This window comes from Flavobacterium xinjiangense (assembly GCF_900142885.1).
GTDB classification, from domain to species: domain Bacteria; phylum Bacteroidota; class Bacteroidia; order Flavobacteriales; family Flavobacteriaceae; genus Flavobacterium; species Flavobacterium xinjiangense.
Genome location: NZ_FRCL01000003.1, coordinates 240,045 through 264,147, shown reverse-complemented (window position 1 = coordinate 264,147; position 24,103 = coordinate 240,045). Strand labels below are relative to the sequence as shown.

At 33.8% G+C, this 24,103-nt stretch carries 20 protein-coding genes; 10 read left to right on the top strand and 10 right to left on the bottom strand.

What is annotated here, in order from left to right; translation table 11 throughout:
* The first annotated feature begins 33 nt into the window (after positions 1–33).
* The 8 genes from BUC23_RS05130 to BUC23_RS05095 all read left to right on the top strand — a co-directional run bounded on the left by BUC23_RS05130 (position 34) and on the right by BUC23_RS05095 (position 13,670).
* Positions 34–3,042, top strand: coding sequence for a SusC/RagA family TonB-linked outer membrane protein (locus BUC23_RS05130; RefSeq protein WP_073206464.1), 3,009 nt, complete (start codon positions 34–36; stop codon positions 3,040–3,042).
* Positions 3,043–3,046: 4 nt separating this feature from the next.
* Positions 3,047–4,501: a RagB/SusD family nutrient uptake outer membrane protein gene (locus BUC23_RS05125; RefSeq protein WP_073206460.1), complete on the top strand. Its 1,455-nt coding sequence runs from the start codon at positions 3,047–3,049 to the stop codon at positions 4,499–4,501.
* Between the two features lie 17 nt (positions 4,502–4,518).
* Complete coding sequence (locus tag BUC23_RS05120) at positions 4,519–5,421, top strand: LamG domain-containing protein (protein ID WP_073206457.1); 903 nt, start codon at positions 4,519–4,521, stop codon at positions 5,419–5,421.
* A gap of 75 nt (positions 5,422–5,496) precedes the next feature.
* A complete protein-coding gene (locus BUC23_RS05115; protein ID WP_073206454.1) occupies positions 5,497–6,885 on the top strand; it encodes a glucoamylase family protein in 1,389 nt (462 codons plus the stop codon).
* Between the two features lie 6 nt (positions 6,886–6,891).
* Positions 6,892–7,599, top strand: coding sequence for a carboxylesterase family protein (locus BUC23_RS05110; RefSeq protein WP_073206452.1), 708 nt, complete (start codon positions 6,892–6,894; stop codon positions 7,597–7,599).
* Complete coding sequence (gene bglX, locus BUC23_RS05105) at positions 7,596–9,896, top strand: beta-glucosidase BglX (RefSeq protein ID WP_073206449.1); 2,301 nt, start codon at positions 7,596–7,598, stop codon at positions 9,894–9,896. Before BUC23_RS05110 ends, bglX begins: the two co-directional genes overlap by 4 nt.
* Positions 9,897–10,039: 143 nt before the next feature.
* Complete coding sequence (locus BUC23_RS05100) at positions 10,040–12,136, top strand: glycoside hydrolase family 97 protein (protein WP_073206445.1); 2,097 nt, start codon at positions 10,040–10,042, stop codon at positions 12,134–12,136.
* 142 nt (positions 12,137–12,278) lie between these two features.
* Positions 12,279–13,670: a M20/M25/M40 family metallo-hydrolase gene (locus BUC23_RS05095; RefSeq protein ID WP_073206442.1), complete on the top strand. Its 1,392-nt coding sequence runs from the start codon at positions 12,279–12,281 to the stop codon at positions 13,668–13,670.
* 39 nt (positions 13,671–13,709) lie between these two features.
* Here BUC23_RS05095 and BUC23_RS05090 read toward each other — a convergent pair whose 3' ends face one another.
* From BUC23_RS05090 to BUC23_RS05080, 3 genes are all read right to left on the bottom strand, one after another.
* Positions 13,710–14,801 carry a PAS domain-containing sensor histidine kinase gene (locus tag BUC23_RS05090; protein ID WP_073206439.1) on the bottom strand — a complete coding sequence of 364 codons (1,092 nt, stop codon included), beginning with the start codon at positions 14,799–14,801 and terminating at the stop codon, positions 13,710–13,712.
* A 268-nt stretch (positions 14,802–15,069) separates the two neighbouring features.
* A complete protein-coding gene (gene kdsA, locus BUC23_RS05085; protein WP_073206436.1) occupies positions 15,070–15,888 on the bottom strand; it encodes a 3-deoxy-8-phosphooctulonate synthase in 819 nt (272 codons plus the stop codon).
* Between the two features lie 150 nt (positions 15,889–16,038).
* A complete protein-coding gene (locus BUC23_RS05080) occupies positions 16,039–16,491 on the bottom strand; it encodes a 2-dehydro-3-deoxyphosphooctonate aldolase (RefSeq protein WP_073206433.1) in 453 nt (150 codons plus the stop codon).
* 193 nt (positions 16,492–16,684) lie between these two features.
* Between BUC23_RS05080 and BUC23_RS05070 the strand changes: the two genes are divergently transcribed.
* Both BUC23_RS05070 and BUC23_RS05065 read left to right on the top strand, forming a co-directional pair.
* Positions 16,685–17,242, top strand: coding sequence for a YeeE/YedE family protein (locus BUC23_RS05070; protein WP_073206427.1), 558 nt, complete (start codon positions 16,685–16,687; stop codon positions 17,240–17,242).
* A 3-nt stretch (positions 17,243–17,245) separates the two neighbouring features.
* On the top strand, positions 17,246–17,659 hold the full coding sequence (locus BUC23_RS05065; protein ID WP_073206425.1) for a DUF6691 family protein: 414 nt from the start codon (positions 17,246–17,248) through the stop codon (positions 17,657–17,659).
* Positions 17,660–17,705: 46 nt separating this feature from the next.
* Here BUC23_RS05065 and BUC23_RS05060 read toward each other — a convergent pair whose 3' ends face one another.
* The 7 genes from BUC23_RS05060 to BUC23_RS05030 all read right to left on the bottom strand — a co-directional run bounded on the left by BUC23_RS05060 (position 17,706) and on the right by BUC23_RS05030 (position 24,101).
* Positions 17,706–18,377 (bottom strand): lysoplasmalogenase, encoded by a 672-nt coding sequence (locus BUC23_RS05060; RefSeq protein ID WP_073206422.1) that lies wholly within the window; start codon positions 18,375–18,377, stop codon positions 17,706–17,708.
* A 15-nt stretch (positions 18,378–18,392) separates the two neighbouring features.
* A complete protein-coding gene (locus BUC23_RS05055) occupies positions 18,393–19,658 on the bottom strand; it encodes a sterol desaturase family protein (protein ID WP_073206419.1) in 1,266 nt (421 codons plus the stop codon).
* 300 nt (positions 19,659–19,958) lie between these two features.
* Positions 19,959–20,234, bottom strand: a complete 276-nt coding sequence (locus BUC23_RS05050; protein WP_073206416.1) for an ATP-dependent Clp protease adaptor ClpS — start codon at positions 20,232–20,234, stop codon at positions 19,959–19,961.
* A gap of 217 nt (positions 20,235–20,451) precedes the next feature.
* Positions 20,452–21,288 (bottom strand): 50S ribosomal protein L11 methyltransferase, encoded by an 837-nt coding sequence (gene prmA, locus BUC23_RS05045; RefSeq protein WP_073206413.1) that lies wholly within the window; start codon positions 21,286–21,288, stop codon positions 20,452–20,454.
* Positions 21,289–21,399: 111 nt separating this feature from the next.
* Positions 21,400–22,152 carry a triose-phosphate isomerase gene (gene tpiA, locus BUC23_RS05040; RefSeq protein ID WP_073206410.1) on the bottom strand — a complete coding sequence of 251 codons (753 nt, stop codon included), beginning with the start codon at positions 22,150–22,152 and terminating at the stop codon, positions 21,400–21,402.
* A gap of 81 nt (positions 22,153–22,233) precedes the next feature.
* Positions 22,234–22,731: a TlpA family protein disulfide reductase gene (locus BUC23_RS05035; protein ID WP_073206407.1), complete on the bottom strand. Its 498-nt coding sequence runs from the start codon at positions 22,729–22,731 to the stop codon at positions 22,234–22,236.
* Between the two features lie 266 nt (positions 22,732–22,997).
* Positions 22,998–24,101: a BT_3928 family protein gene (locus BUC23_RS05030; protein WP_073206404.1), complete on the bottom strand. Its 1,104-nt coding sequence runs from the start codon at positions 24,099–24,101 to the stop codon at positions 22,998–23,000.
* Positions 24,102–24,103 lie beyond the last annotated feature (2 nt).

Below are 24,103 nucleotides of genomic sequence, written 5' to 3'. Positions count from 1 at the left end.
TTGGCCCTACTAACTTTAACAAATTATTAATATATGAGAAATTTTATTTTTAGCTTTTTAGCGCTCATTTTACTTCCGGCCTATATGTCTGGTCAAGTAATCAAGGGAAAAGTATTAGATAAAAACGGAATTGGAATTCCAGGTGCAATGATTGTAGCTACTGATTCTAAAACTTCAGCTGATACTGATTTTGACGGGAATTTTAATATCAGTGCCAAAGTAGGTGAGGTATTGAAAATCAGTATGGTAGGTTTTGATGCTTTATCAATGCCTGTAACTTCAAGTTCTATGTCGATAACGATGAAAGAATCTAAGGATACTGAATTGAAAGAGGTAGTTGTAATTGGTTACGGAACCAGAAAGAAAATTGATAATACTACTGCAATTACTTCATTGAAAGCGGAAGAAATATCTAAAACCAAAGTTTTGAATGCTTCTCAAGCCATTCAAGGTAAAGCTGCGGGTGTTCAAGTAATTTCTTCTGATTTACCGGGAAGTGCGCCTTCAGTCGTTATTAGAGGTTTGGGAACAGCCTTGGGAGGTAGAAATCCTTTGTACATAGTAGATGGAATGCCTACTGAAAATATCAATAACATCAATACCAATGATATTACATCATATGAGATTTTGAAAGATGCCTCTTCATTGGCAATTTACGGAACCAGAGCTGCAAATGGGGTAATCATTATTACTACTAAAAAGGGTAAAGGCGATAAGGTTTTAGTAGAATTTGAAAGCTATGCTGGTTTTAGAGAGCCTTTGAAAAAAGTAAAAATGGCGGGAAGTAATAAATATGCTCATTATTCGAATGCGGCTTTGCAAACGACCACTTTTTCACAAGATCAACCCGTTAATACAGATTGGTTTGATGCGATTACGAGAACAGGAACATATGTTCAAAATAACGCTTCGGTTTCCGGATCAACAGAGAACATTAAATACTTTTTCAGTTTAGGAAATTACCAAGAAAAAGCTATACTTAATGGTTTAGATTTCAGTCGTACTACTTTTAGAAATAATAATGAATACAAAATTTCTAAAAAATTGACATTGAATCAAAATTTTAGTTTTGGTTCAGCGAATTCAACTCCAAAACCTTTAAGTGCTTTTACTAATGCTTACAAACAGTCTCCAATCGTTCCTGTTCGATTTTCAAATGGGCAATATGGTGTTTCTTATGTAGGAAACGATGGTTTTGCTGGTACTGCAGGTTCTTCTTTCAATAATGTTGGAAATCCAGTAGCACAATTAGACTATTTTAATGAGCAACAAAGAAGTATAACATTACAAGGTGGTTTGAAATTAGATTATGAAATTGTAAAATCATTGAAATTTACTTCTCAGTTTAACGGGGAATATTATTCTTGGAAAAATTACAATTTTGAAGACACTAAAACCATTTGGCAATCCAATAACAATCCGGGTCAGTTAGCTACAATTATCTATCCAGCTGATAAGAATATTAATTTATTGACAAAAGGTAGAAATCAATATTTCAATTGGAATCTATCTAATTACTTGACGTACAATAAAGTTTTTGCAGAGATTCACGACATTGAAGTAACAGCAGGTATCGAGACTTCTGTTAGAGGAGCTAGAGAGCAATTGACTGTTGCCAGAAAAAATGTAAATGCAGATGCTAATTATTGGTCATTGGCAGGCGTTGATTACGTTGGAACTGTAACAAGTTATAAAGACGAAGTTTTCAATGAAAATAAGTTAGCTTCTTATTTTGGTCGTTTCCAATATAAATTAATGGACAGATACTTGTTTACTGGTACAATTAGACGTGATGGTTCATCTAATTTTGGTAAAGACTATCGTTGGGGAACTTTTCCAGCTTTTGGTTTAGGTTGGATTGTTACCAAAGAAGACTTTATGGCTGATGTAAAAGGAATCAATTTATTGAAATTAAGAGGAGGTTGGGGTAGACTAGGAAATCAAAATGTACCGCTTAATAATCAAGCTTATTCTTCTGGATTAAGTAGTTATTTAGGAGGTTCAATATTGTATGAAGGAACTACTATCAATTCTCAGGTTGACCCTAGTTTATCATGGGAAATTACCGAAGAAACTTCTGGAGGTATTGATTTTGAATTATTGAACAACAGATTAAAAGGTTCGTTTGATTTGTATGATAAAACAACAACTAATGTTATTTTAAATACAAGACCTTACATAACTTCAGGTATAAGCAATTCTTCACCGGCACATGTTGGGGAAGTATCTAATAAAGGATATGAAGTTTCTTTACGTTGGGACGACAAAATAAATGACAATTTGAGCTACTTCGTAGGAGGCAATTTTTCTAACAACAAAAATGAATTGACAGGTTTGAAAAATGCTACCCTTGCTCCAATTACTGGGGGAGATTTAGGAAACGGACAGTGGACAAAATTATTAGATAATACCTCTATAGGACAGCCATTGGGTAGTTTTTATATGTATGAATATGCTGGTTTTGATGCCACTAATGGTAAAATGTTATATTACACAGCAACAGGTGACAAAGTGACTCAAGATGCTTTAGATGCTAATAAAGATAAAAAGTATGTAGGTTCTATTTTACCAAGTTCTACCTACGGTGTTAGTTTAGGTTTAAACTACAAGAACTTTGATTTATCCGTTGATGGATATGGCACTTCTGGTGCAAAAGTGTACAACGGTAAAAAAGCACAACGCTTTAGCGGAGAAAATGTCGAAGAATCATTGGCAACAGATTTTTGGACACCAAACAATACCACTGCAGTGAATCCTGGACCATTTAATTTAGTTCCTGTAGCTTCTACTTATTATTTAGAATCAGGCGATTTCTTTAGAATAAACAATATTACACTTGGATACAAAATTCCATTACAAGGTGAATTTGTGAATTCTTGCAGAATATATGTAAATGCAATTAATCCATTCATTACTCAAAAATTCTCTGGTTTTTCTCCTGAATTAAATGGTAATGGCGATCCTTATGGAACACAAGGTATCGAGTTGGATGCATACCCAACATTAAGATCATTCGTTATCGGTGCTAATTTAAAATTTTAATAAAATGAAAAAGATATATATATCAATTTTTGCACTATCCGCATACTTTTTCTCCGGATGTTCAAATGACTATTTAGATGTAGATCAAACAGAATCTATTTCTACGAAAGATATTGCGTTATTCAATAATGATGAAGGGGCGGCTACTTTTGTAACGGCAATCTATAGTAAGTTTTTAGATTGGAACATGACTTCATTCTCTTGGATTGGTTTGTCTAGTATTGCCTCTGATGATGCTGATAAAGGATCTTCTCCGGGAGATACAGGGTCAGATAAAGATTTAATGGACGCTTTAACCTATAACGCATCAACGCCATCAACGAGTGAAATTTTTGCGGCTAACTATGAAGGCATTAACAGATGCAACCAAGCATTAAGTATTGTCCCGCAATTAGACCAAGCCAATCCTGCTTTACGAGCAAGATTATTGGGAGAAGCTAAATTTTTAAGAGCTTTTATGTATTTTACTTTGGTGAAAACCTATGGTGGTGTTCCTATTGTAGATCGTTTGCCAAATCCATCTTCTGATGAAGATAGAATCATGCAACTAACACGCAAAACAAGTGCTGAAGTTTATGCTTTTATCGAAAGTGATTTGACCGATGCTATTGCCGCATTGCCAAACAAATCGGAATATGCTGCTTCTGAAAAAGGAAGAGCTTCAAAAGGAGCTGCTTATGCATTGTTAGCAAAAGTAAATTTGTACCAAAAAAACTGGCAGAAAGTAGTGGACAACTGTAATTTGGTTACAGGATATTCTATCGTTCCCAATTATGCTTCCATGTTTAGATTAGCTGGAGAAAATGATGCCGAATCAATTTTTGAAATTCAAGGAACTGGTTCAACACCAGCCAAAGGAATTTCAGGATATTCCAATACACAAGGTGCTCGTGGTAATGGTGGATGGGGTTGGGGTTTCAATACTCCATCACAAAGTTTGGTAAATGCTTATGAAGCTGGTGATGTTAGAAAAAATGCAACAATCATTTTTAGAGGTACAACTTTATATGATGGTAGAGTTGTTCCAGTTACTGTTGAAAATGAAAGATACAACTACAAAGCGTATTCTTCTGCTTTCACAGATGGTTGGGAGACTGATGTGAATATCAAATATTTGAGATATGCCGACGTAATTCTAATGAAAGCGGAAGCATTAAACGAATTGAATCAAACTCCTGCGGCTATTGTTTTGTTGAACCAAATCAGAGTAAGAGCTGGATTAGGGAATACAACTGCTGTATCTCAATTAGATGTTAAAAAAGCAATTTGGAAAGAAAGAAGAGTTGAAATGGCATTCGAGCACGATAGATTCTTTGATTTAGTACGTACAGGACAAGCTGTTGCTGCGTTTGCTGTTGATGGTAAAACATTTGTTGCAGGGAAACATGAATTATTTCCATTACCACAAGCATTTATTACGCAATCAAACGGATTATCAGCGCAAAATCCTGGTTATTAATTTTAAAAACAGTAAAAATGAAAAAAAATAAATATATTTTCTTATTTGCTTCTGTTCTGGCTTATCAATTTTTTGTGAGCTGTAGTGAGGATAGTATAGATAAAGTAAACAGCCCGATTCCTTATGAGTCAATTGGGGGTTATGAAAACTCAGATGATGTTGCTGCCAGTAGTTTGATTGCTAAATTCAGTTTTGAGAATACTGTTTCAGATTCAAAAAACGCAATAACAGGTGGTGTTGGAACAAATGTGACTTATGGGACAGGAATCAAAGGTCAGGCTTATAAAGGATCTTCAAGTTCATTTATAGCTTATAATGCTGTAGCAAGTTCTTTGGTAGATATAAAAAGTATTACGGTTTCTATGTGGATCAATACGAATCCTCATACTGGAGGAGCGCAATCTTTATTTATGTTACCAAAAACTACAGATTTTTGGGGAAATATTTTCTCCTTGATTGAAGGTACTGGTCCTGCAGAAACGATGCTTATGAAAAATCATCTTCAAAAAGATGTGACACCTAGTATTGCTTGGTCAGGTCAGTTTATAGAACACAGTGGTGCTAACGTTTTGACTAATATGTTTGGAACATGGAAACATGTGGTATGGACCTATAGTGGAGCAAGTTCTACCTACAGTATGTATATTGATGGTAAGAAACTCGATTTGCCTGCTTCAATAGCCAAAAGATATACTAATGACCCCGCTTCTGGTGGTGTTGGTTATGGCGATTTGGCTAATTCTAGTGTTTCTAAATTCATTATTGGAGGATTTCAACAACATTTAGGTGCTCCTTGGGGTGCTGCTGATGGTTGGATGTTGAATTACACCGGTCTAATGGACGAGTTTAGAATTTATAACGCAGCACTTTCGGATAATGAGGTTGTTGCTTTATATAAATTAGAAAAAGATAACAGATAAAGATTTATTTACACACCCAGTTTGTATAAAATTGGGTGTGTATTTTCTAGTTATTAATCCTATTATTTTATAAAGATGAGAAACGGTTTATACTTAATGTTTTTTTTAATTGTTTTAAATTCTTGTTCGTCTTCATCCCCTGGAGGAAATAATGGTGGTGGTACGCCATTACCAACAACTCCCACAACTCCTGTACCTGTTTTAACAGATACGGAAGCAATGGATCAGGTTCAAAAAGATGCCATTAAATATTTTTGGGATTATGCTGAAACTAATTCAAAATTAGCAAGAGAGCGCTATCTCACGGATGATCCAAGTTTTGAAGCTAATATAGTTACCACTGGAGGTTCGGGTTTTGGATTAATGTCAATAGTTGTAGGTGTAGAGCGAGGATTTGTTAATAGAAGTGAAGCGGTGTCCAGACTTGCTACTGCTTTGACTTTTCTCGAAAATGCGGATCGTTTTCACGGTGCATGGCCACATTGGATAAATGGAACTACAGGAAAAGTAATTCCTTTTGGAACTAAAGATAATGGGGGAGATTTAGTGGAAACTTCTTTTTTGTGTCAGGGTTTATTAGTGGTTAGAGAATATTTCAAAAATGGAACTACTGCAGAACAAGCCTTAGCCACTAAAGCAGATAATTTATGGAAAGGCGTTGAGTGGGATTGGTATACAAAAGGCGAAAATGCTTTATACTGGCATTGGTCACCTACTTACGGTTGGGAAATGAATTTTAAACTGGAAGGATATAACGAATGTTTGATTACTTATGTAATGGGGGCTGCTTCTCCAACACATCCTATTCCGGCAGCAGCATATCATCAAGCTTGGGCAAGAAATGGCGCAATAGTAAATGGTGGTTCACAGTACGGAATTCCAGTGATTTTCAATTATAACGGAGCTACAGGAAATGTTGGACCTTTGTTCTGGGCTCAATACTCCTATTTGGGGTTGGACCCTACTACTTTGACGGATCAGTATGCAGATTATTGGGCATTGACGCAAAATCATTCTAAAATTATTAACCAATATTGCATAGCCAATCCAAAACAATGGAATGGATATTCTGATAAATGTTGGGGACTGACAGCAAGTTATACTAGAAATACAGATGGTACAACCGGTTATACAGCGCATCAGCCTTTAAACGATACAGGAGTAATTTCACCAACAGCAGCTTTATCTTCTTTTCCCTATACGCCAACAGAATCAATGAAATTTTTGCATTATTTATATGATGAAAAAAAGAGCTCTTTAGTTGGAATTGCGGGACCTTATGATGCTTTTTCGCCTCATTATAATTGGGTTACACCACGATATTTAGCAATCGATCAAGGTACAATTGCACCGATGATTGAAAATTATCGTACTGGTTTATTATGGAAATTATTTATGAATGCTCCTGAGGTAAAACAAGGTTTAGTGAAACTTGGTTTTCATTCAGGGAAATATAATTTTTAGAGAATTATGAATTATAAAATTATAGTAATTGCCTTTTTATGTTCATTGAATTCTTTTTCGCAATCCGATGTAAATGGGAAAATGGAAACCAAAATCGTTGAAAAATACGAATTAGGTTATGCATTGCACATTCCGGCGAATACCAAAGAGAAAAAACCATTGATTATTTTTCTTCATGGTTCGGGCGAAAAAGGAACCGAAATCGAAAAAGTAAAAGTTCATGGTCCTTTCAAATATTTAAAAAGCCACGAAGTGGATGCTTATATTCTAGCGCCACAATGTCCGGAGAATGAATACTGGAATGAAGAAGTATTGTATCGATTGATATTAAAAATCCAAAAAGAAAACAATATTGATGCCAATAGAATTTACTTAACGGGTTTGAGTATGGGAGGATGGGGCGCTTGGAATCTTGCTTTTGCACACCCTGAAACTTTTGCCGCTTTGGTTCCAATTGCGGGATTTGTAGATAGAGTTCCAATGATAGAAGACTGTAAAATCAAGAACATTCCTACCCGAATTTTTCATGGTTTGCTGGATGACGTAGTCAACGTGGATTATGCTATTACAATTTATAAAAAATTAAAAACCTGTAATGCCAATGTTCAACTAACCATTTTCGATGATGCGGGACATGATAGTTGGTCTAAAGTATATGACAACCAAGAAATTTATGATTGGATGTTTAAACAAATAAAAACAGATAAAAAATGAAAATTAAACTAATTATACTACTCTTGGGATTTTCACTTTTTGGCTACAGCCAAAAAAAGACTGCCAAGAAAACGGTTAAAATTAAACCTAAAACCGAATTTGTAGCTGAATTAATGTCTAAAATGACTCTGGAAGAGAAAATAGGACAATTAAATTTGCCTACTTCGGGAGACATCACAACTGGATCAGCCAGTAGCTCTAATGTCGCAAAAAATATTGAAGAAGGCAAAGTTGGAGGTTTATTCAATATCAAGTCCGTTCAGAAAATTAAAGAAGTACAAAAGATTGCAGTTGAAAAAAGCCGATTGAAAATTCCTTTGCTTTTCGGTATGGATGTAATTCATGGTTATGAAACAACTTTTCCTATTCCGCTTGGATTATCATGTACTTGGGATATGAAATTGATTGAAAGAAGTGCTCAAATTGCAGCTCAGGAAGCTAGTGCTGATGGGATAAACTGGACTTTTTCACCAATGGTTGATATTTCTCGTGATCCACGTTGGGGTAGAGTTTCTGAAGGTTCTGGTGAAGATCCGTATTTGGGAAGTCAAATTGCTAAAGCAATGGTTCATGGATATCAAGGTGATGATTTATCAAAAAACAATACGATTTTATCGTGTGTGAAACATTTTGCTTTGTATGGCGCGCCTGATGCGGGACGTGATTACAACACGGTTGATATGAGCAGAATAAAAATGTATAATGATTATTTTCCTCCTTACAAAGCCGCTGTTGATGCAGGTGTAGGATCAGCTATGGCGTCTTTCAACGAAGTAGAAGGAATTCCTGCAACCGGAAATAAATGGTTAATGACCGATGTTTTAAGAAAGCAATGGGGTTTTAAAGGTTTTGTTGTTACCGATTTTACAGGTATTAACGAAATGGTTGAACACGGGATGGGCGATTTACAAACCGTATCTGCTTTGGCATTAAATGCTGGAATTGAAATGGATATGGTAGGTGAAGGTTTCCTTACAACTTTAAAAAAATCTTTGGATGAAGGAAAAGTAAGCATGGAGCAAATAGATAATGCAGTTCGCCTTATTTTGGATGCCAAATATGATTTAGGTTTATTCCAAGATCCATATAAATATTGTGATGAAAAAAGGGCTAAAACAGAAATTTTTACAACATCACATAGAGCTGAAGCCAGAAAAACGGCTGCTCAATCTTTGGTTTTACTAAAAAACAACAACCAATTGCTTCCTTTAAAAAAGTCAGGAACAATTGCTTTGATTGGCCCTTTGGCTGATGCCAAAGAAAACATGGCAGGGACATGGAGTGTGGCCACTAAAATGGAAAACTCTGTTTCATTATTGGCTGGAATCAAAGAAGTGGCAGGAAATGCTACTAAAGTGCTTTACGCCAAAGGAAGTAACCTGGATTATGATCCGGCATTTGAAGAAAAAGCAACAATGTTTGGTAAAACCTTGCACCGCGATAACAGAACAAAAGAAGAATTATTGGCAGAAGCATTAAAAATTGCCAATCAATCGGATATAATTTTTGCAGCTCTTGGAGAATCTGCTGAAATGAGCGGAGAAAGCAGCAGCCGAACCAATCTAGAAATTCCACAAGCTCAAAAAGATTTATTACAAGCATTATTGAAAACAGGAAAACCAGTGGTTTTAGTTTTATTTACAGGACGCCCATTAGTTTTAGTTCAGGAAAATGAAACTGTACCAGCTATATTGAACACTTGGTTTGCAGGAAGTGAAGCAGGAAGCGCTATTGCTGATGTTTTGTTTGGAAATGAAAATCCTTCTGGAAAATTAACTGCTACTTTTCCTAGAAGTGTAGGGCAGGTGCCTATTTATTACAATCAAAAAAATACAGGAAGACCGTTAGGTAACAAAGAAGGGAAATTCGAAAAATTCAGATCTAATTATATTGACGAAAGAAATGAACCTTTATTTCCTTTTGGTTTTGGATTGAGTTACACCACTTTTGAATACTCAAACCTGAAAATTTCATCAGATAAAATGAACTTCAATGATAAAGTAAATGTTACTGTTGATGTTACCAATACCGGGAATTTTGATGGTAAGGAAGTTGTTCAGTTGTATATTAGAGATATGGTAGGTTCGGTAACTAGACCTATAAAAGAGTTGAAAGGATTCCAAAAAATCGCTATTAAAAAAGGAGAAAAACAAACAGTAACCTTTGAAATTTCTGTCGAAGAGTTGAAGTTTTATAATTCTGATTTACAATTTATTGCTGAACCAGGTGCATTTCAGGTTTTCGTAGGAACAAACTCCAGCACAGATAATAAAGTTAGTTTTGAGTTGATTAAATAAATTGGTTTGTTTATTTTGAGATTCGCCCTTCGATGTTAAATATCGAAGGGCTTTTTTAACAAATGAATCGAATTTGTTATATGTCACATTATAAAAAAGCGACTATTTTATTTACTTTTATCAATTCTAAAAAACTATAAAAAATGAAACATGTACTTTCTCTTTTTCTTTTTTTTGCCATAACCTTCGGGCATTCGCAAAGTATTGAATCCCCTTCCGGTAAAATTGCCGTTAATTTTAAATTAGCAGGAGATGGCCAACCAACTTATTCGGTAAATTACAAAAGCAAAGCGGTCGTTTTGGAAAGTGCTTTGGGAATAAAATTAAAGGATAAACCGGCTTTAGATGCTAATTTTGAATTTGTTGGTTCAAAAACGGCGACTTTCAATGAATCTTGGAAACCAGTTTTAGGAGAACAAGCCAATATTGTTAATCATTACAATGAGCTCACTGTTTCTCTTGTTCAAAAGGGAACACATGTAAAAATAAATATCATTTTCAGAGCTTTTGATGAAGGAGTAGCTTTTAGATATGATTTTCCAAAACAAGCTGATTTGAATTATTTCATTATTTCTGATGAGGTTACCCAATTTAATTTGACAGAAAATAACAAAGTGTTCTGGATTCCAGGAGATTTTGACAGCAATGAATACGAATATAATGAAACAAAGCTTTCAGAAATTGACAACTCTAAAATAAACATGAATAACGGTATTGGAGTGAAATCCATTCCAGGAAAATATATGGTACAAACGCCTTTGATGATGAAATCTCCGACGGGTTTGTATGTTAATATTTTTGAGGCTGCAGTGGTTAATTATCCGGTAATGCATTTGAACGTAGATGTCAACAATTACAAATTAACAGCTCAATTGGTGCCTAACGCCATTGGAGACAAAGCTTATTTGCAAACGCCTTGCGTATCACCGTGGCGAACTATTATGATAAGTAATGATGCCCGAGATGTTGTAGGGTCTAAAATGATTTTAAATTTAAATGAACCTTCTAAAATTGAAGACACTTCTTGGATAAAACCAATGAAATATGTGGGGATTTGGTGGGAAATGCACGTAGGAAAATCAACTTGGGATTATGCAGGGTCACAAAATGCAACTAATTTTGCAGACGCACCAAAAGCTTCAGGAAAGCATGGAGCAACGACGGAAAACACCAAAAGATATATCGATTTTGCAGCCAAAAATGGTTTTGACGGCGTATTGGTAGAAGGTTGGAATGTAGGTTGGGAAGATTGGAACGGAAACTGGAAGGAAGAAGTTTTTGATTTCACTACACCTTATCCAGATTTTGATATTGCGGCTCTTTCGGCTTACGCCAAATCAAAAAACGTAAAAATGATCATGCATCATGAAACATCAGGTTCTGTTGCTAATTATGAGCGCCATTTGGACCGCGCTTTCGAGAATATGGTTAAATATAATTATCCAGCAGTTAAAACAGGATATGTGGGTAAAATTATTCCGCGTGGTGAATTTCATGACGGACAAACTATGGTCAATCATTTCAATTTTGTTGCCAGACGCGCAGCTGATTATAAGTTGATGATTAATTCGCATGAATCTTCAAGACCAACAGGTTACGGAAGAACATATCCAAATTATGTTGCTGCTGAAGCTGCCCGTGGTACTGAATTTAATGCGTGGAGTATAGGGAATCCGCCAATGCATGAAACGATATTACCATTTACGAGACTTTTAGGAGGACCAATGGATTATACACCTGGAATTTTTGAAATAAAAATGAGTTATTATGACAAAAATAAAACAGAGCAAGTTCATACAACATTAGCAAAACAACTGGCTTTGTACGTGACTATGTACTCTCCAATTCAAATGGCGGCTGATTTACTTGAAAATTATGAAAAATATCCAGATGCTTTTCAGTTTATGAAAGACGTTGCAGTAGATTGGGATGAAAGTAAATATTTACAGGCGGAACCAGGGGATTATTTAACGATTGCAAGAAAAGCAAAAGGTAAAGAATCTTGGTTTCTAGGTGCAATCACAGATGAAAATGCTAGAAAATCGGAAATAAAGTTAGATTTCCTTACCAAAGGCAAAAAGTATAAAGCGATTATTTATGAAGATGCAAAAGATGCTGATTGGAAGAATAACCCTATCGCTTACAAAATTAAAACGATGCTCGTAAGAAGTAAATCGAAAATTAATTTGAATTTGGCACCAGGCGGAGGGACAGCAATTAGTTTTGAGCCAATTAACTAAATTATCAAATCCTGCAAGTATCTAAAATCTTGTAGGATTTTTTTTTGATTTTTTAATATATAATTATGCAGGAATGTCGAACTTGCGATGCAAATAAATAATTAAAAGTTAGCAAAATTTTTGAATCACAATCTATCACCGTATGAGAAAAGCAACATTTCTGGCAGTATTATTTTTGAATGGAATTACTCTTTTTGCACAAACTAAAGAGGAACAAACATTAAAAGAAATTTACAAATCATCATTAACCAACTCAAAATGTTATTCTTGGTTGGATTACTTATCCAATAAAATAGGTTCTCGTTTATCAGGTTCGGCCAGCGCTGAGAAAGCGGTTCAGTATACCAAAGCACAATTGGAAACATTAGGGCTTGACCGGGTTTACCTTCAGCAAGTAATGGTGCCAAAATGGGTTAGAGGCGAAAAAGAAACTGCTTTTATTCAAGACAATAATACTAAGATAAATGTGCCTATTTGTGCATTGGGAGGTTCTGTTGCTACCTCAAAAAACGGACTTACAGCTGAAGTAATTGAAGTGCACAGCATAGCAGAATTAGAAGCTTTAGGAGCTAAAATTAAAGGGAAAATAGTTTTTTTTAACCGACCGATGGAGGATGAGCAGATAGAAGCTTTCAATGCTTATGGTGGTTGTGTAGATCAAAGATTTGCTGGAGCCAAAGAAGCTTCAAAATTTGGTGCCTTGGGTACGATTGTACGATCTATGAATCTTCGATTGGATGATTTTCCTCATACAGGAGCACAGAGTTACGGTGATATTCCAAAGTCACAATACATTCCAACTTGCGCTATTAGTACAAACGGCGCGGAATTATTGAGCAAAAAATTGAAAAGTAATCCAAAATTAAAATTCTATTTTAAACAATCCTGTAAACAAATGGATGATGTTTTATCGTATAATGTCATAGGAGAAATAAAAGGAAGTGAACATCCAGAAAACATTATGGTTGTTGGTGGGCATCTTGATTCTTGGGATTTAGCCGATGGTTCTCATGATGATGGAGCAGGAGTGGTTCAAAGTATGGAAGTCGTAAATATTTTTAAAAACTTGGGATATAAACCGAAAAACACAATCCGTGTTGTACTTTTTATGAATGAAGAAAACGGAGGAAGAGGCGGAAAAAAATACGAAGAATTGGCTCAAGCCAACAAAGAAAACCACATTTTTGCATTAGAAAGTGATTCAGGAGGATTTAGTCCAAGAGGATTTTCTTTAGAAAGTGATGATGCTAATTTTAATAAAATTCTAGGATGGAAAGATCTTTTTGAGCCGTATTTAATCCATAGTTTTGTAAAAGGACATGCTGGTTCAGATATTGGACCATTGACTTCTAAAACGCTTGTTAAAGCAGGTTTAAAACCAGATTCACAACGTTACTTTGATTATCACCATGCCTTGAATGATACATTTGATGCTGTCAATAAAAGAGAACTGGAATTAGGAGCGGCAACAATGGCTTCGCTAATGTACTTAATAGATCAAAATGGGATCGAGGTTGTTAAGTCTAAAATTTAACAATAAGAAGTTATAACTTCCATTATGAATGCTAAATTCTCAGTATTTAAAAGATATTGTGAATTTAGCACCTTCATTTATTTTACTTTCAACTGCAATTCGACCACCTAAACTGGTGATGTGATTGTAAACTAAATACAGTCCTATACCGTTACTGTCAATGTTTGAGTGGAATTTTTCATATAAACCAAAAATCTTATCTTTCACTTTATCCATATCAAAACCAAGTCCCTCATCTGAGAAAATTAATTGTTTGACTCCATTGACTTTTTTAGATTGGATCGTTATAACGGGTGCATGATGTGGTTTTGCATATTTAATTGAATTGGTTAATAAATTCAAAAAAATACTTTTCATATACGCTTTGTTGAAATGAATATTCTCGAAATCTGAAAAATCAACATTTATAATTGCTTTTGAATCACGTACCAAGTAATTTATGGACATAAGTACTTCATTGAGCGATGTACTTAAATTCAATTCTTCCACATGAGTATTTATGCTCTCATTTTCAATAAGTTCATCAATTGAGCTGTTTAAAGTTTGTTTTAAATTTTCACTAGTTAATTTAAGAATATTAATTAATTCCAAAGTTTCCGGATCATTGATTTTAGAAACATCAATGAGACTAAAAACGGAAAGCATATTGTTAATGGGAGATTTTAAATCATGGGATGTTTTGTGCGATAAAACAGTAAGTTCCTTATTAATTTGCGTAAGACTGGTAAGAAGTAAGTTTCGCTCTTCTTCAATTCGTTTTTTATGGGTGATGTTCTTGGCAATCGCATAAACTAATTTTTCGGACTCCACAGGCATTGAGGTCCACGATAACCAAACAACGGCTCCATTTTTAGTTAAATATCGATTTTCAAAATTTAAAAGCGGCTTGTTTTTGTATACTTGTTCCCTCGTTTCAAGAGTAATTTGAAGGTCTGGCTCATAAACAAAACTAGCAATAGGCGAAGCATATAATTCCTCCTCTGAATAGCCTAGAGCTTTTGAGACAGCCGGATTTATTCGCTTGAAATAGCCATCAAATCCTGCAATACAAATAAAATCAGCTGATATATTAAAAAAATTATCAAAGTGATAGGTCCCGTCTGAATCAGGATTTGCTTTTTTTATAGTCATTGAATTTAAAAGTTGTTTTTATTTGGGTTTTAGATAAATACAAATTTTATGAAATGTTTAATTTTAGAAAAAAAAACATAATTTCAAATTTAGCTAATAATTATTTATAATAAAGCAATGGTATAAACAAATTTATAATTTAAGTAAAACGTATCGCTATCATTTAAATAAAAAATGAGTTAAACAAAAAAAGGCTGTCATTTTACAGACAGCCTCCCATATATTCAGTTGAACATAAAATGGTTCAATGTGCTTTTATAACTAAATTTTAAAACTGATTTACAGTTTTTCTGATAGCCACTAATTTGGTCATTAAATTTTCAAAGTAGTCTAAATGCAGCATATTAGCCCCGTCACTTTTTGCATTAGCGGGATCAAAATGCGTTTCTATAAAAATCCCATCAACGCCAACAGCGATTCCTGCTTTGGCAATAGTTTCAATCATATCAGGCCTTCCGCCTGTTACTCCAGCCGTTTGGTTGGGTTGTTGTAGCGAATGTGTTACGTCAAGAACCGTAGTCGCATATTGCTGCATGGTAGGGATACCTCTAAAGTCAACAATCATATCTTGGTACCCAAACATAGTTCCACGATCGGTAACCATTACATTTTGATTGTTACAATCCAATACTTTCTGTACCGCATGTTTCATACTTTCAGGACTCATAAACTGCCCTTTTTTCAGGTTTACCACTCTTCCAGTATTGGCAGCAGCCACCACTAAATCAGTTTGGCGCACAAGAAATGCTGGAATTTGAAGCACATCAACGTATTGTGCAGCCATTTCGGCATCATCATTCGTGTGAATATCCGTTACAGTCGGAACTCCAAAGGTTTTTGATACTTTTTCCAAAATTTTCAATGCTTTTTCATCTCCAATTCCAGAAAAACTGTCAATTCTCGAGCGATTCGCTTTCTTAAATGAACCTTTAAAAACAAAAGGGATTTCTAATTTATCAGTGATACCAATTAATTTTTCGGCAATACGCATTGCCATTTCTTCACCTTCAATGGCGCAAGGTCCGGCAAGAAGAAAGAAGTTACCACTTTCAGTATGTTTGATTTGTGGAATATGATGTATGTTCATAGTAGTTATTTTGAAAGTGCAAAGGTAATTAGAAAATATGATTTAGTATTTTTTTGAAGCTATTTCCTGCTATCCGTTACAATCTTTTATTTTTTTAAAGAAAAAAATAAAAGGATTTTCACTTCTATCAGGGCTGGACTCGTTTATAATTTAATTTTTCTTTAAACTAAGGCCAACAGGCACCATTAAAATTCCTTTTTCGTAAATGTTCAAATAGAGTTTTACAGGTTTTTTTTGACCGTCCCATTTTAATTCATAAACATCTAGAAAACCAGCACCCAAATCGGTTCTTTTGGTAGGGAAAGGACAACAGCTTTCTAATTTTGTATAACTGATTACTTCGCCTTTTGGCCCTGATAAGGCATTTAAAAACCGTTCTTGATTAATGGAGTCATCTTTAGTAGTTCGGTAAAAAATATTGATGGGGTAATCTTGATCATAACCATATTTTTTATCCTTGCTGTATTCCGTAATTATGAAAGTATTGTTTTGAGATAATGTGAGAACAGGGGCGTTATCATCTACATTTTTCAAAGTAGATTTACTGCTTACACAAGATGCAGTGACAATTGCCAAAGCGATAAAAACGACAGTTTTTTTCATAAATTTTTTTATTTACTTACTCTTTGAAGCAAGGCATATTTTGTTTTTTATTCCTATTAAAAATAGTAAACACTAATTTAACCACAAATATAAACAGAACTTCAAACGGTTTCGCTACTTCAAACAAGAATTGTACCTTAATTGTGATATTTTTAAAAAGCAGAATCCTTATTTTTGTAAAAAAATAAACAATATGAATATTATTTTTCAAACTTGGCCTTGGTATGTTTCTGGGTTTTTAATAGGCATGATTATGCTCTGTCTGATTTATTTCGGGAAAGCATTCGGAATGTCATCTAATTTGCGATCATTGTGTTCTATGGCAGGAGCAGGGAAATATGTTTCTTTTTTTAATTTTGACTGGAAATCACAACGGTGGAATTTAGTGGTTGTTTTAGGTGCAATGTTGGGTGGTTTTATCGCGGTTCATTTTATGAGTGATCCTTCAAATGTTGATATAAACCCAAAAACTATTGCCCAGTTAGCACAATTAGGAATCGATGCTCCAAACGGAAAGCTGATGCCGGATGCACTATTTGGAACCCAAATTTGGCAATCTCCAAAAAGCATTCTTATTCTACTAATAGGAGGGATTCTAATTGGATTTGGAACCCGTTATGCAGGTGGCTGTACTTCAGGTCATGCCATATCAGGATTGAGTAATTTACAGCTTCCATCCTTGAAAGCCGTTATTGGATTTTTTATTGGGGGTTTAATTATGGCTCATTTTTTATTACCATTAATTTTTTAGAATATGAACGTATTAAAATATTTACTCGTAGGATTTGTTTTTGGAATTGTACTTACAAAATCGGAGGCCGTTTCGTGGTATCGAATTTATGAAATGTTTCAATTTCAATCGTTTCACATGTACGGAATTATTTCTGTGGCAATTGCTACAGGTGTGATTGGTATTCAACTTATAAAAAGAAACAATATAAAGGACATAAAAGGGCAACCAATAGAAATTCAGGACAAAGAAAAAGGTTCTACCCGTTATTGGATTGGCGGAATATTTTTCGGACTGGGTTGGGCACTCGTAGGTTCGTGCCCCGGGCCTATATTCATTCTTCTTGGCGCTGGTTTCTGGAGTGTCCTAATCATCTTTTTTGGTGCTTTATTGGGAACTTTTATATATGGAGTATTCAAAGATAAACTGCCTCATTAATCATCCTAAAACGATATTCAAAATAGCATTTTCATAAAAGAGAATGCTATTTTTTTTTGTTTAATTTTAAAATACCAACAACGATTAAATATTGAGCGGTGATATAAGTGGACATAATTAGTAGAGAACTGAATTTAAGAGGTTCGTAAAACTTATTTAAAGCCAAAATGCTATCAGAGCTAACAAAAACAACCGCTCCTGATAAAATGTAAATATTTGCGGGACTGTTCCATTTTAAATACCCTTTAAAAGCAAACAAAAGCATAGTAGATAAAACGATTGCATACACGATAACAGGAATTTTTAGATCACCTAGCCTTGGTAATAAAATAGCAAGCATTACCATTAGGTATACTATAATTGCAGTGATGCCTACCCAAAATATGGCCTTATTTCTATTTGAATATATTCGTAATTGTTTGCTGAACAATATAATATAAGCGATGTGAGATAATAGAAAGGAAACTAATCCAATTATAAAATACACTTCCCCTTTGTCAGAAAATAGTAAAACAACATCTCCAATCCAAGAAAATACTAAAGCTGTTAAAAGGAATTTTTTAGAAGGGAAATCTCCGCAAGAATAAACGGCAAGAAAAAGAAAAGGTATCAAAAATGGTTTTATAAACCAAGATATGTCTTCTCTGCCCATAATAATTAATAAAAGATAAGCGAAACTAATTGTAATATAGGCTTTGAATGATAGGGTACTTCTCATGAAATGTTTTTAAGATTATGCTACAACTACTGTTTCTTTTTCAAAATTTACACTGACAAAGTAGACGGAGGCTACTAAGGATAACGTAAGATATCCGATAATGATATAATTGGCGTAAGGGAATAATTGATTCATACCAAACCAATCACCAAAAAATGAAATAATCCCAATCCCAAAAATAAATCGTATGCTTTCCCATAATATTGAGATCTTCCTTGTGTCCATCAATTCCGTATAACTATAAACAGTAATAAAGATGAAAGCGCCATATACAAATACATTTGGCAAACCAATAATAGCAATAGAATTATAGAGATACGTAATAAATATTAAGGTGATTAAGGCTTGAGTCATGGACCAAATCATTAATTTTGTGGAGTGGTTAGTTCCATATTTTTCAAAATCATAGACATTCGTAATTTTGTGGACAGGATATTTTTCTTCAAAATTTTCAGGACGCCAACCTGTTGGTTTAAACCAAATGGTAAATTTATCTTTCCAATTTTCCGCCCGCCAGGCATCTGTAATCAATAACCACAGATGTTGAAAGTTAATCCGAATTGGATTCCACGTTTTAGCAGGCCTAGTTATGCCAAAGACAGGAGGAACCGTTTCTAATTCTTCTTGAAAAGTTCCAAATAACTTATCCCAAATTATAAATATCTGAGAGTGGTTTTTATCCATATATTCTGGATTTATAGCATGATGAACCCTGTGATGAGAAGGGGAAACCAATATGTTTTCAAGAAAACCAATTTTCTTAATATGTTTCGTATGATACCAAAACTGAAGAAATAAATGAATAGGAAGCGTAATTGCAATAACCTTTGATGGAACGCCCAAAAGAGCTGCTGGAATCAATAAAAAGGTAAATAGATTTACGAAACTAGATACTGGCTGACGCAAAGCACAAGCCAAGTTAAACTCTTCGCTACTGTGATGTATAGCATGTTTGTTCCATAAAAAATTAATTTGATGAGACAATCGATGACTCCAATATCCATAAAAATCAATGGCAATAAAACCAATGATATATGCCATAATAGTGGCTTCCAAATGAAAAACGACAATTTTTGAAGCAATCCAATCATACGATATAAGCGTTATGCTAAGGCCCAGGACGTCTTTCACAGAATTGACCATTCCTGAACTTACGCTAGAAATTGAATCCATATTGGGTGCCGTATTTTCTCCCTTGTAATGTCCGTATAGTTTTTCTAATAGAATTAATATTAAAAAAATGGGCATCACAAAAACTAAAATTTTACCGTATTCTTCCATTTGGTGTTATTATTTTTTCAAATATATAATAAAACTAGAAATTTTATGAATTATTACAGATATTTTATTTTTCCATTCTATCTGTTTAGGAGTCAATATTTTCTTAACTAAAAAAGAAAGTAGTTATGTTTCTGAATTATATTGATTTTGAAAAAAGGAAATCTATTTTTAAGTTTTTTTCATCTTTAGTAAGCAGAATATTTACTTAAGATTAGATTTTAAAACTAAAAATTCCAAGTCTAATTTTCGTTACTGTAGCGAATTTTAAACTTGGAATTTTCTATAATTTTAAAACAGTTGTTAAACTATTTCAGCACTCAAACCGGCTTCGAGTAATTGTGTGCATTGTGGTTTTAATTTGTCGTACGAACCAGTTTTTACGGTACATTTTCCATTATAATGCACTATTAAGGAGCATTGTTCCGCTTGTTCGGCGGTGTGTTGGCAAACACGAATTAGAGTATCTATTACGTGATCAAAAGTATTTACATCATCATTATAAACTACGATTTCATTATTAATCGATGTTACTTCTTTTTTGCTAACTTTTTCTCTTACTTTTTCTTTGGTACTCATTTTTACATAATTTGGGGTTTAAATAAAAACACAGTTATCTATTTTTTTCTAAACATACAAAACACAAAGTTTTGATTTACCGATTTATACAAATCAGTTTCTCGTATATAATCAAGGGAGATCTTAGAATTTTCTTGCGTCCAGCTTACTTCGTTGGGTTGTTTTGTTTCATAAAACAATTCCCAATGATTTCTGCTGTTCGTTTTCATAAAATATATTACAAAATTACGTATTTTAATGAAACCCAATTGTTTCTTTCGAATTTTTTAACATAAGTTAACCCTTTCTCCGTGCAGGAAGCATCAATAAATGGAATGTCTTCAACATAGAAACCGCTTAAAAGCAAGGTTCCTTTTGGATTCAAACAATCCACATAACTTTGCATGTCGTTCAATAAAATATTTCTATTGATATTGGCTATAATCAGATCGTATTTTTTGTCTTTTAATAATGCTGCGTCACCTTCATAAACTGTAATCTGTTTGCATTTATTGCGTTCAGCATTTTCTATTGAGTTCAAATAACACCAGTTGTCAATGTCGATTGCATCAATAGGTTGTGCTCCTTTCATTTCGGCAAGAATAGCTAATATTGCTGTTCCGCAACCCATATCAAGTGTTTTCATTCCCGTAACATCCATTTCTAATAAATGTTGAACCATCATGTGAGTAGTCTCGTGGTGACCGGTTCCAAAACTCATTTTTGGTTCGATTACGATATCAAATTCGGAATCCGTTTTTGGATGAAAAGGTGCACGTATATGACAGTTTCCTTCCACATCAATAGCTTCAAAATTCTTTTCCCATTCTTGATTCCAATTTACTTGTTCGATTTCTTCAAAAGTATATTCGATTTTAAATTCCTCTGATTGCAAAATAAAGATACCGTCAAGAATATTTTCATCCCATAAATCCTTTTGAACAAAAGCCGAAATACCAGTTTCGGTTTCTGTAAAACTTTCAAATGCTTTCTCGCCCAATTCGGCAATTAATATTTCTGAACCTAGTTCTTTTGGCTCGATAGCGAAATGATATCCAATATATATGTTTGACATGTTTATTTTTTTTGCAAAGGTAGTATTATCTATTTCCAATGAATAATGAAAACCAAAAAAAAAAGAGGTTTGAACGAATCCAAACCTCTTTTTTAACGGTATAAATTTATTTTAGATCGCATTTACGATTGCAACGAAATCGTCTGCTTTTAGTGCAGCTCCACCGATAAGACCTCCGTCAACATCTGGTTTAGAGAAAATTTCTTTTGCATTTTCAGGTTTTACACTTCCACCGTAAAGGATTGATACGTCTTCTGCGATATCACTTCCAAAAGCTTTGCGAACTGTTTCTCTGATGAATTCGTGCATTTCTTGTGCTTGTTCCGGAGAAGCAGTTTCACCTGTTCCTATTGCCCATACTGGTTCATATGCCAAAACAATATTTCCCCAATCTGAAGCTTCTATACTGAATAAACCATCTTTTAATTGATTTTCAACAATATTAAAATGATTTTTAGATTGACGATCTTTCAACTCTTCGCCAAAACAGAAAATAACAGTCATGTCATGTTCCAAAGCGGTATTTACTTTACTAGCAATTAAGGCATCAGTTTCATTAAAAATAGCTCTGCGTTCTGAGTGTCCAAGAATTACAGTATTTACACCTACATTTTGTAACATATCAGCTGAAATTTCACCTGTAAAAGCGCCACTTTCTGCTTGATGCATGTTTTGGGCTGCAACATCAATATTGGTAAATTCTAAATGATCAACAGCAGAAGCCAAGTTGATAAATGTAGGAGCAACAATTACTTGTGCAGTTGTATCTGTCGATATTTTAGCGATTAGCTCATTCAATAGATCCTCAGTTTGCTCTGCATTTTTATGCATTTTCCAGTTTCCTGCAACAATCTTCTTTCTCATTTTAGTTCGTGTTTTTATTTAGTTTTAGTTTTTTAGCTGTTTATTATCATCGAAATAATCCAATTACGGAATTGTAATTTGTTATTTCAATTTTTTTAAAGTTTCATTTATTTTGTCAAAATCAGTTTCTATTGCGCGATATAAAACGATTTTTCCTTTTTTGTCAATGATGATATATCTCGGAATCCAATCTAAATCAATTGCTTTCCCAAAAACGCCTTTCATCTGATCATTCGCCATGAAGTGCTCTCCTTTTAATTCGTGTTTTTCAATACCTGCTTTCCACTTATCTGCAGTTTTATCCATTGAAATGAATACATAAGCAACAGCAGGATTATTAGCCTGTAAATCTTTGATTTTCGGCATTGCTTTTACACAGTCACCACACCAGGAAGCCCAAACTTCGATCACTAAAGTTTTGCCTTTATATTTTTTTAAGATATTCTTAAAAGCAACTTGGCTATCATTAGTTGATAATAATTTTTCTGATAAAGCTACTTTTGAAAATGCTGTTTTTTGTTGTGCATTTGTGCAAGAAATTGCAAGGAAAGCTATAATTAAAGCGAATATTTTTTTCATTTTTTTATAATTTTAAGTAAAGTTAAACAAAGAAATGGAAAGAGATATATAGAATTACAATTTTTGAAAGCAGAATTCAAAAATCTAAATATAATATCGTTATAGTTAATAAAAAAGGAGATGATTTAAATTCAAAATATAAATTATTGACTGCTTTTTTGATGAAAATTTAAAAATCAATCGCTTTCAAATCTATTTTTTGAGTAAATAGAAGAAATAGTCTAAGGTTTAAAATGTTTATAACTTTAAACCTTAGACTATAAAAATTATTTCAATTTCAAATCTGAAATATCATTATGATGAACTTTTTGAAGAATAGTTCCATGTTCCAAAATTACAATACTAGGATTCGCTCTTTCGATCGTTTTCAAAGCAATTGCATCGCAGAAGTAAAAATCAAAAGTGAAACCGAATTGTTTTTTTACTTTTTCAATATCCTCTGGAGTTGAAGCCGTCATGCCTATTACTTTATATCCTTTTGCTTTAGCTTGCAAGTTTAATTTTTCGAGTTTCATTAAACCGTTTTTGTCGGCATGAATTAAGTCATATGATACAATCATAACCAATTTTGGTTCCTGCAAAAATTCATCTTTATAGTCAGATCCGTCTTTTTCCATTGCAAAATCATGAATAGGAGGGACATAGCCTTCTGTAATTACCTTATCTTTTCTATCTACAAAAGTGGCTCCAGCCGGAATATTCATTAAATCCTTTTCTGTGAATTCTTTGTCAACACCGTTTACTTTGTAGATAAAAACCATTTCGACTACACTTTTTGGAGCGCCATCCGGAATTCTCATTCCTTTTTGGATATTAGTCCCCACTTTATAAGGACGAAAATCTTTCAGTGGCAAATGGTTTATAACCCAATATCCCATAAAGGCACACAAAACAATACTTGCCAAGGCCAAAATATTTTGAACAGTATTTCCAAATAACGGTTTTACCAATTTTTTATTAAAAAATAGAATTAGAATAAAAAACAACAAAACCACATCTTTGGTAAAGGATTGCCAAGGCGTTAAATGCAAAGCGTCGCCAAAACAACCGCAATCTTTTACTACGTCAAAATAAGCGGAATAAAAAGTTAAGAATGTGAAAAGCACAATTAATAATAACAGACTGTTAATCGTAAATTTTGATTTGTAGCCAATGAGTAACATTACGCCCAAAACCACTTCAACAGTGACTAAAAATAAAGCTATTGCTAATGCAAATGGCACAAAAAATGGCATATTGAAAACCGGTTCGCTGAAATACTCCGCCAGTTTGTACGAAAAACCAATAGGGTCGTTCAGCTTAATTAATCCCGAAATAATAAATAGAATCCCAACGAAAATTCGTGCAAATTGAGTAATTATATTTTTCATAG

Bases quoted from the DNA above. Each gene is read 5' to 3' on its own strand.
- BUC23_RS05130 (WP_073206464.1), top strand. From the start codon at position 34: ATGAGAAATTTTATTTTTAGCTTTTTAGCGCTCATTTTACTTCCGGCC.
- BUC23_RS05125 (WP_073206460.1), top strand. From the start codon at position 3,047: ATGAAAAAGATATATATATCAATTTTTGCACTATCCGCATACTTTTTC.
- BUC23_RS05120 (WP_073206457.1), top strand. From the start codon at position 4,519: ATGAAAAAAAATAAATATATTTTCTTATTTGCTTCTGTTCTGGCTTAT.
- BUC23_RS05115 (WP_073206454.1), top strand. From the start codon at position 5,497: ATGAGAAACGGTTTATACTTAATGTTTTTTTTAATTGTTTTAAATTCT.
- BUC23_RS05110 (WP_073206452.1), top strand. From the start codon at position 6,892: ATGAATTATAAAATTATAGTAATTGCCTTTTTATGTTCATTGAATTCT.
- bglX (WP_073206449.1), top strand. From the start codon at position 7,596: ATGAAAATTAAACTAATTATACTACTCTTGGGATTTTCACTTTTTGGC.
- BUC23_RS05100 (WP_073206445.1), top strand. From the start codon at position 10,040: ATGAAACATGTACTTTCTCTTTTTCTTTTTTTTGCCATAACCTTCGGG.
- BUC23_RS05095 (WP_073206442.1), top strand. From the start codon at position 12,279: ATGAGAAAAGCAACATTTCTGGCAGTATTATTTTTGAATGGAATTACT.
- BUC23_RS05090 (WP_073206439.1), bottom strand. From the start codon at position 14,801: ATGACTATAAAAAAAGCAAATCCTGATTCAGACGGGACCTATCACTTT.
- kdsA (WP_073206436.1), bottom strand. From the start codon at position 15,888: ATGAACATACATCATATTCCACAAATCAAACATACTGAAAGTGGTAAC.
- BUC23_RS05080 (WP_073206433.1), bottom strand. From the start codon at position 16,491: ATGAAAAAAACTGTCGTTTTTATCGCTTTGGCAATTGTCACTGCATCT.
- BUC23_RS05070 (WP_073206427.1), top strand. From the start codon at position 16,685: ATGAATATTATTTTTCAAACTTGGCCTTGGTATGTTTCTGGGTTTTTA.
- BUC23_RS05065 (WP_073206425.1), top strand. From the start codon at position 17,246: ATGAACGTATTAAAATATTTACTCGTAGGATTTGTTTTTGGAATTGTA.
- BUC23_RS05060 (WP_073206422.1), bottom strand. From the start codon at position 18,377: ATGAGAAGTACCCTATCATTCAAAGCCTATATTACAATTAGTTTCGCT.
- BUC23_RS05055 (WP_073206419.1), bottom strand. From the start codon at position 19,658: ATGGAAGAATACGGTAAAATTTTAGTTTTTGTGATGCCCATTTTTTTA.
- BUC23_RS05050 (WP_073206416.1), bottom strand. From the start codon at position 20,234: ATGAGTACCAAAGAAAAAGTAAGAGAAAAAGTTAGCAAAAAAGAAGTA.
- prmA (WP_073206413.1), bottom strand. From the start codon at position 21,288: ATGTCAAACATATATATTGGATATCATTTCGCTATCGAGCCAAAAGAA.
- tpiA (WP_073206410.1), bottom strand. From the start codon at position 22,152: ATGAGAAAGAAGATTGTTGCAGGAAACTGGAAAATGCATAAAAATGCA.
- BUC23_RS05035 (WP_073206407.1), bottom strand. From the start codon at position 22,731: ATGAAAAAAATATTCGCTTTAATTATAGCTTTCCTTGCAATTTCTTGC.
- BUC23_RS05030 (WP_073206404.1), bottom strand. From the start codon at position 24,101: ATGAAAAATATAATTACTCAATTTGCACGAATTTTCGTTGGGATTCTA.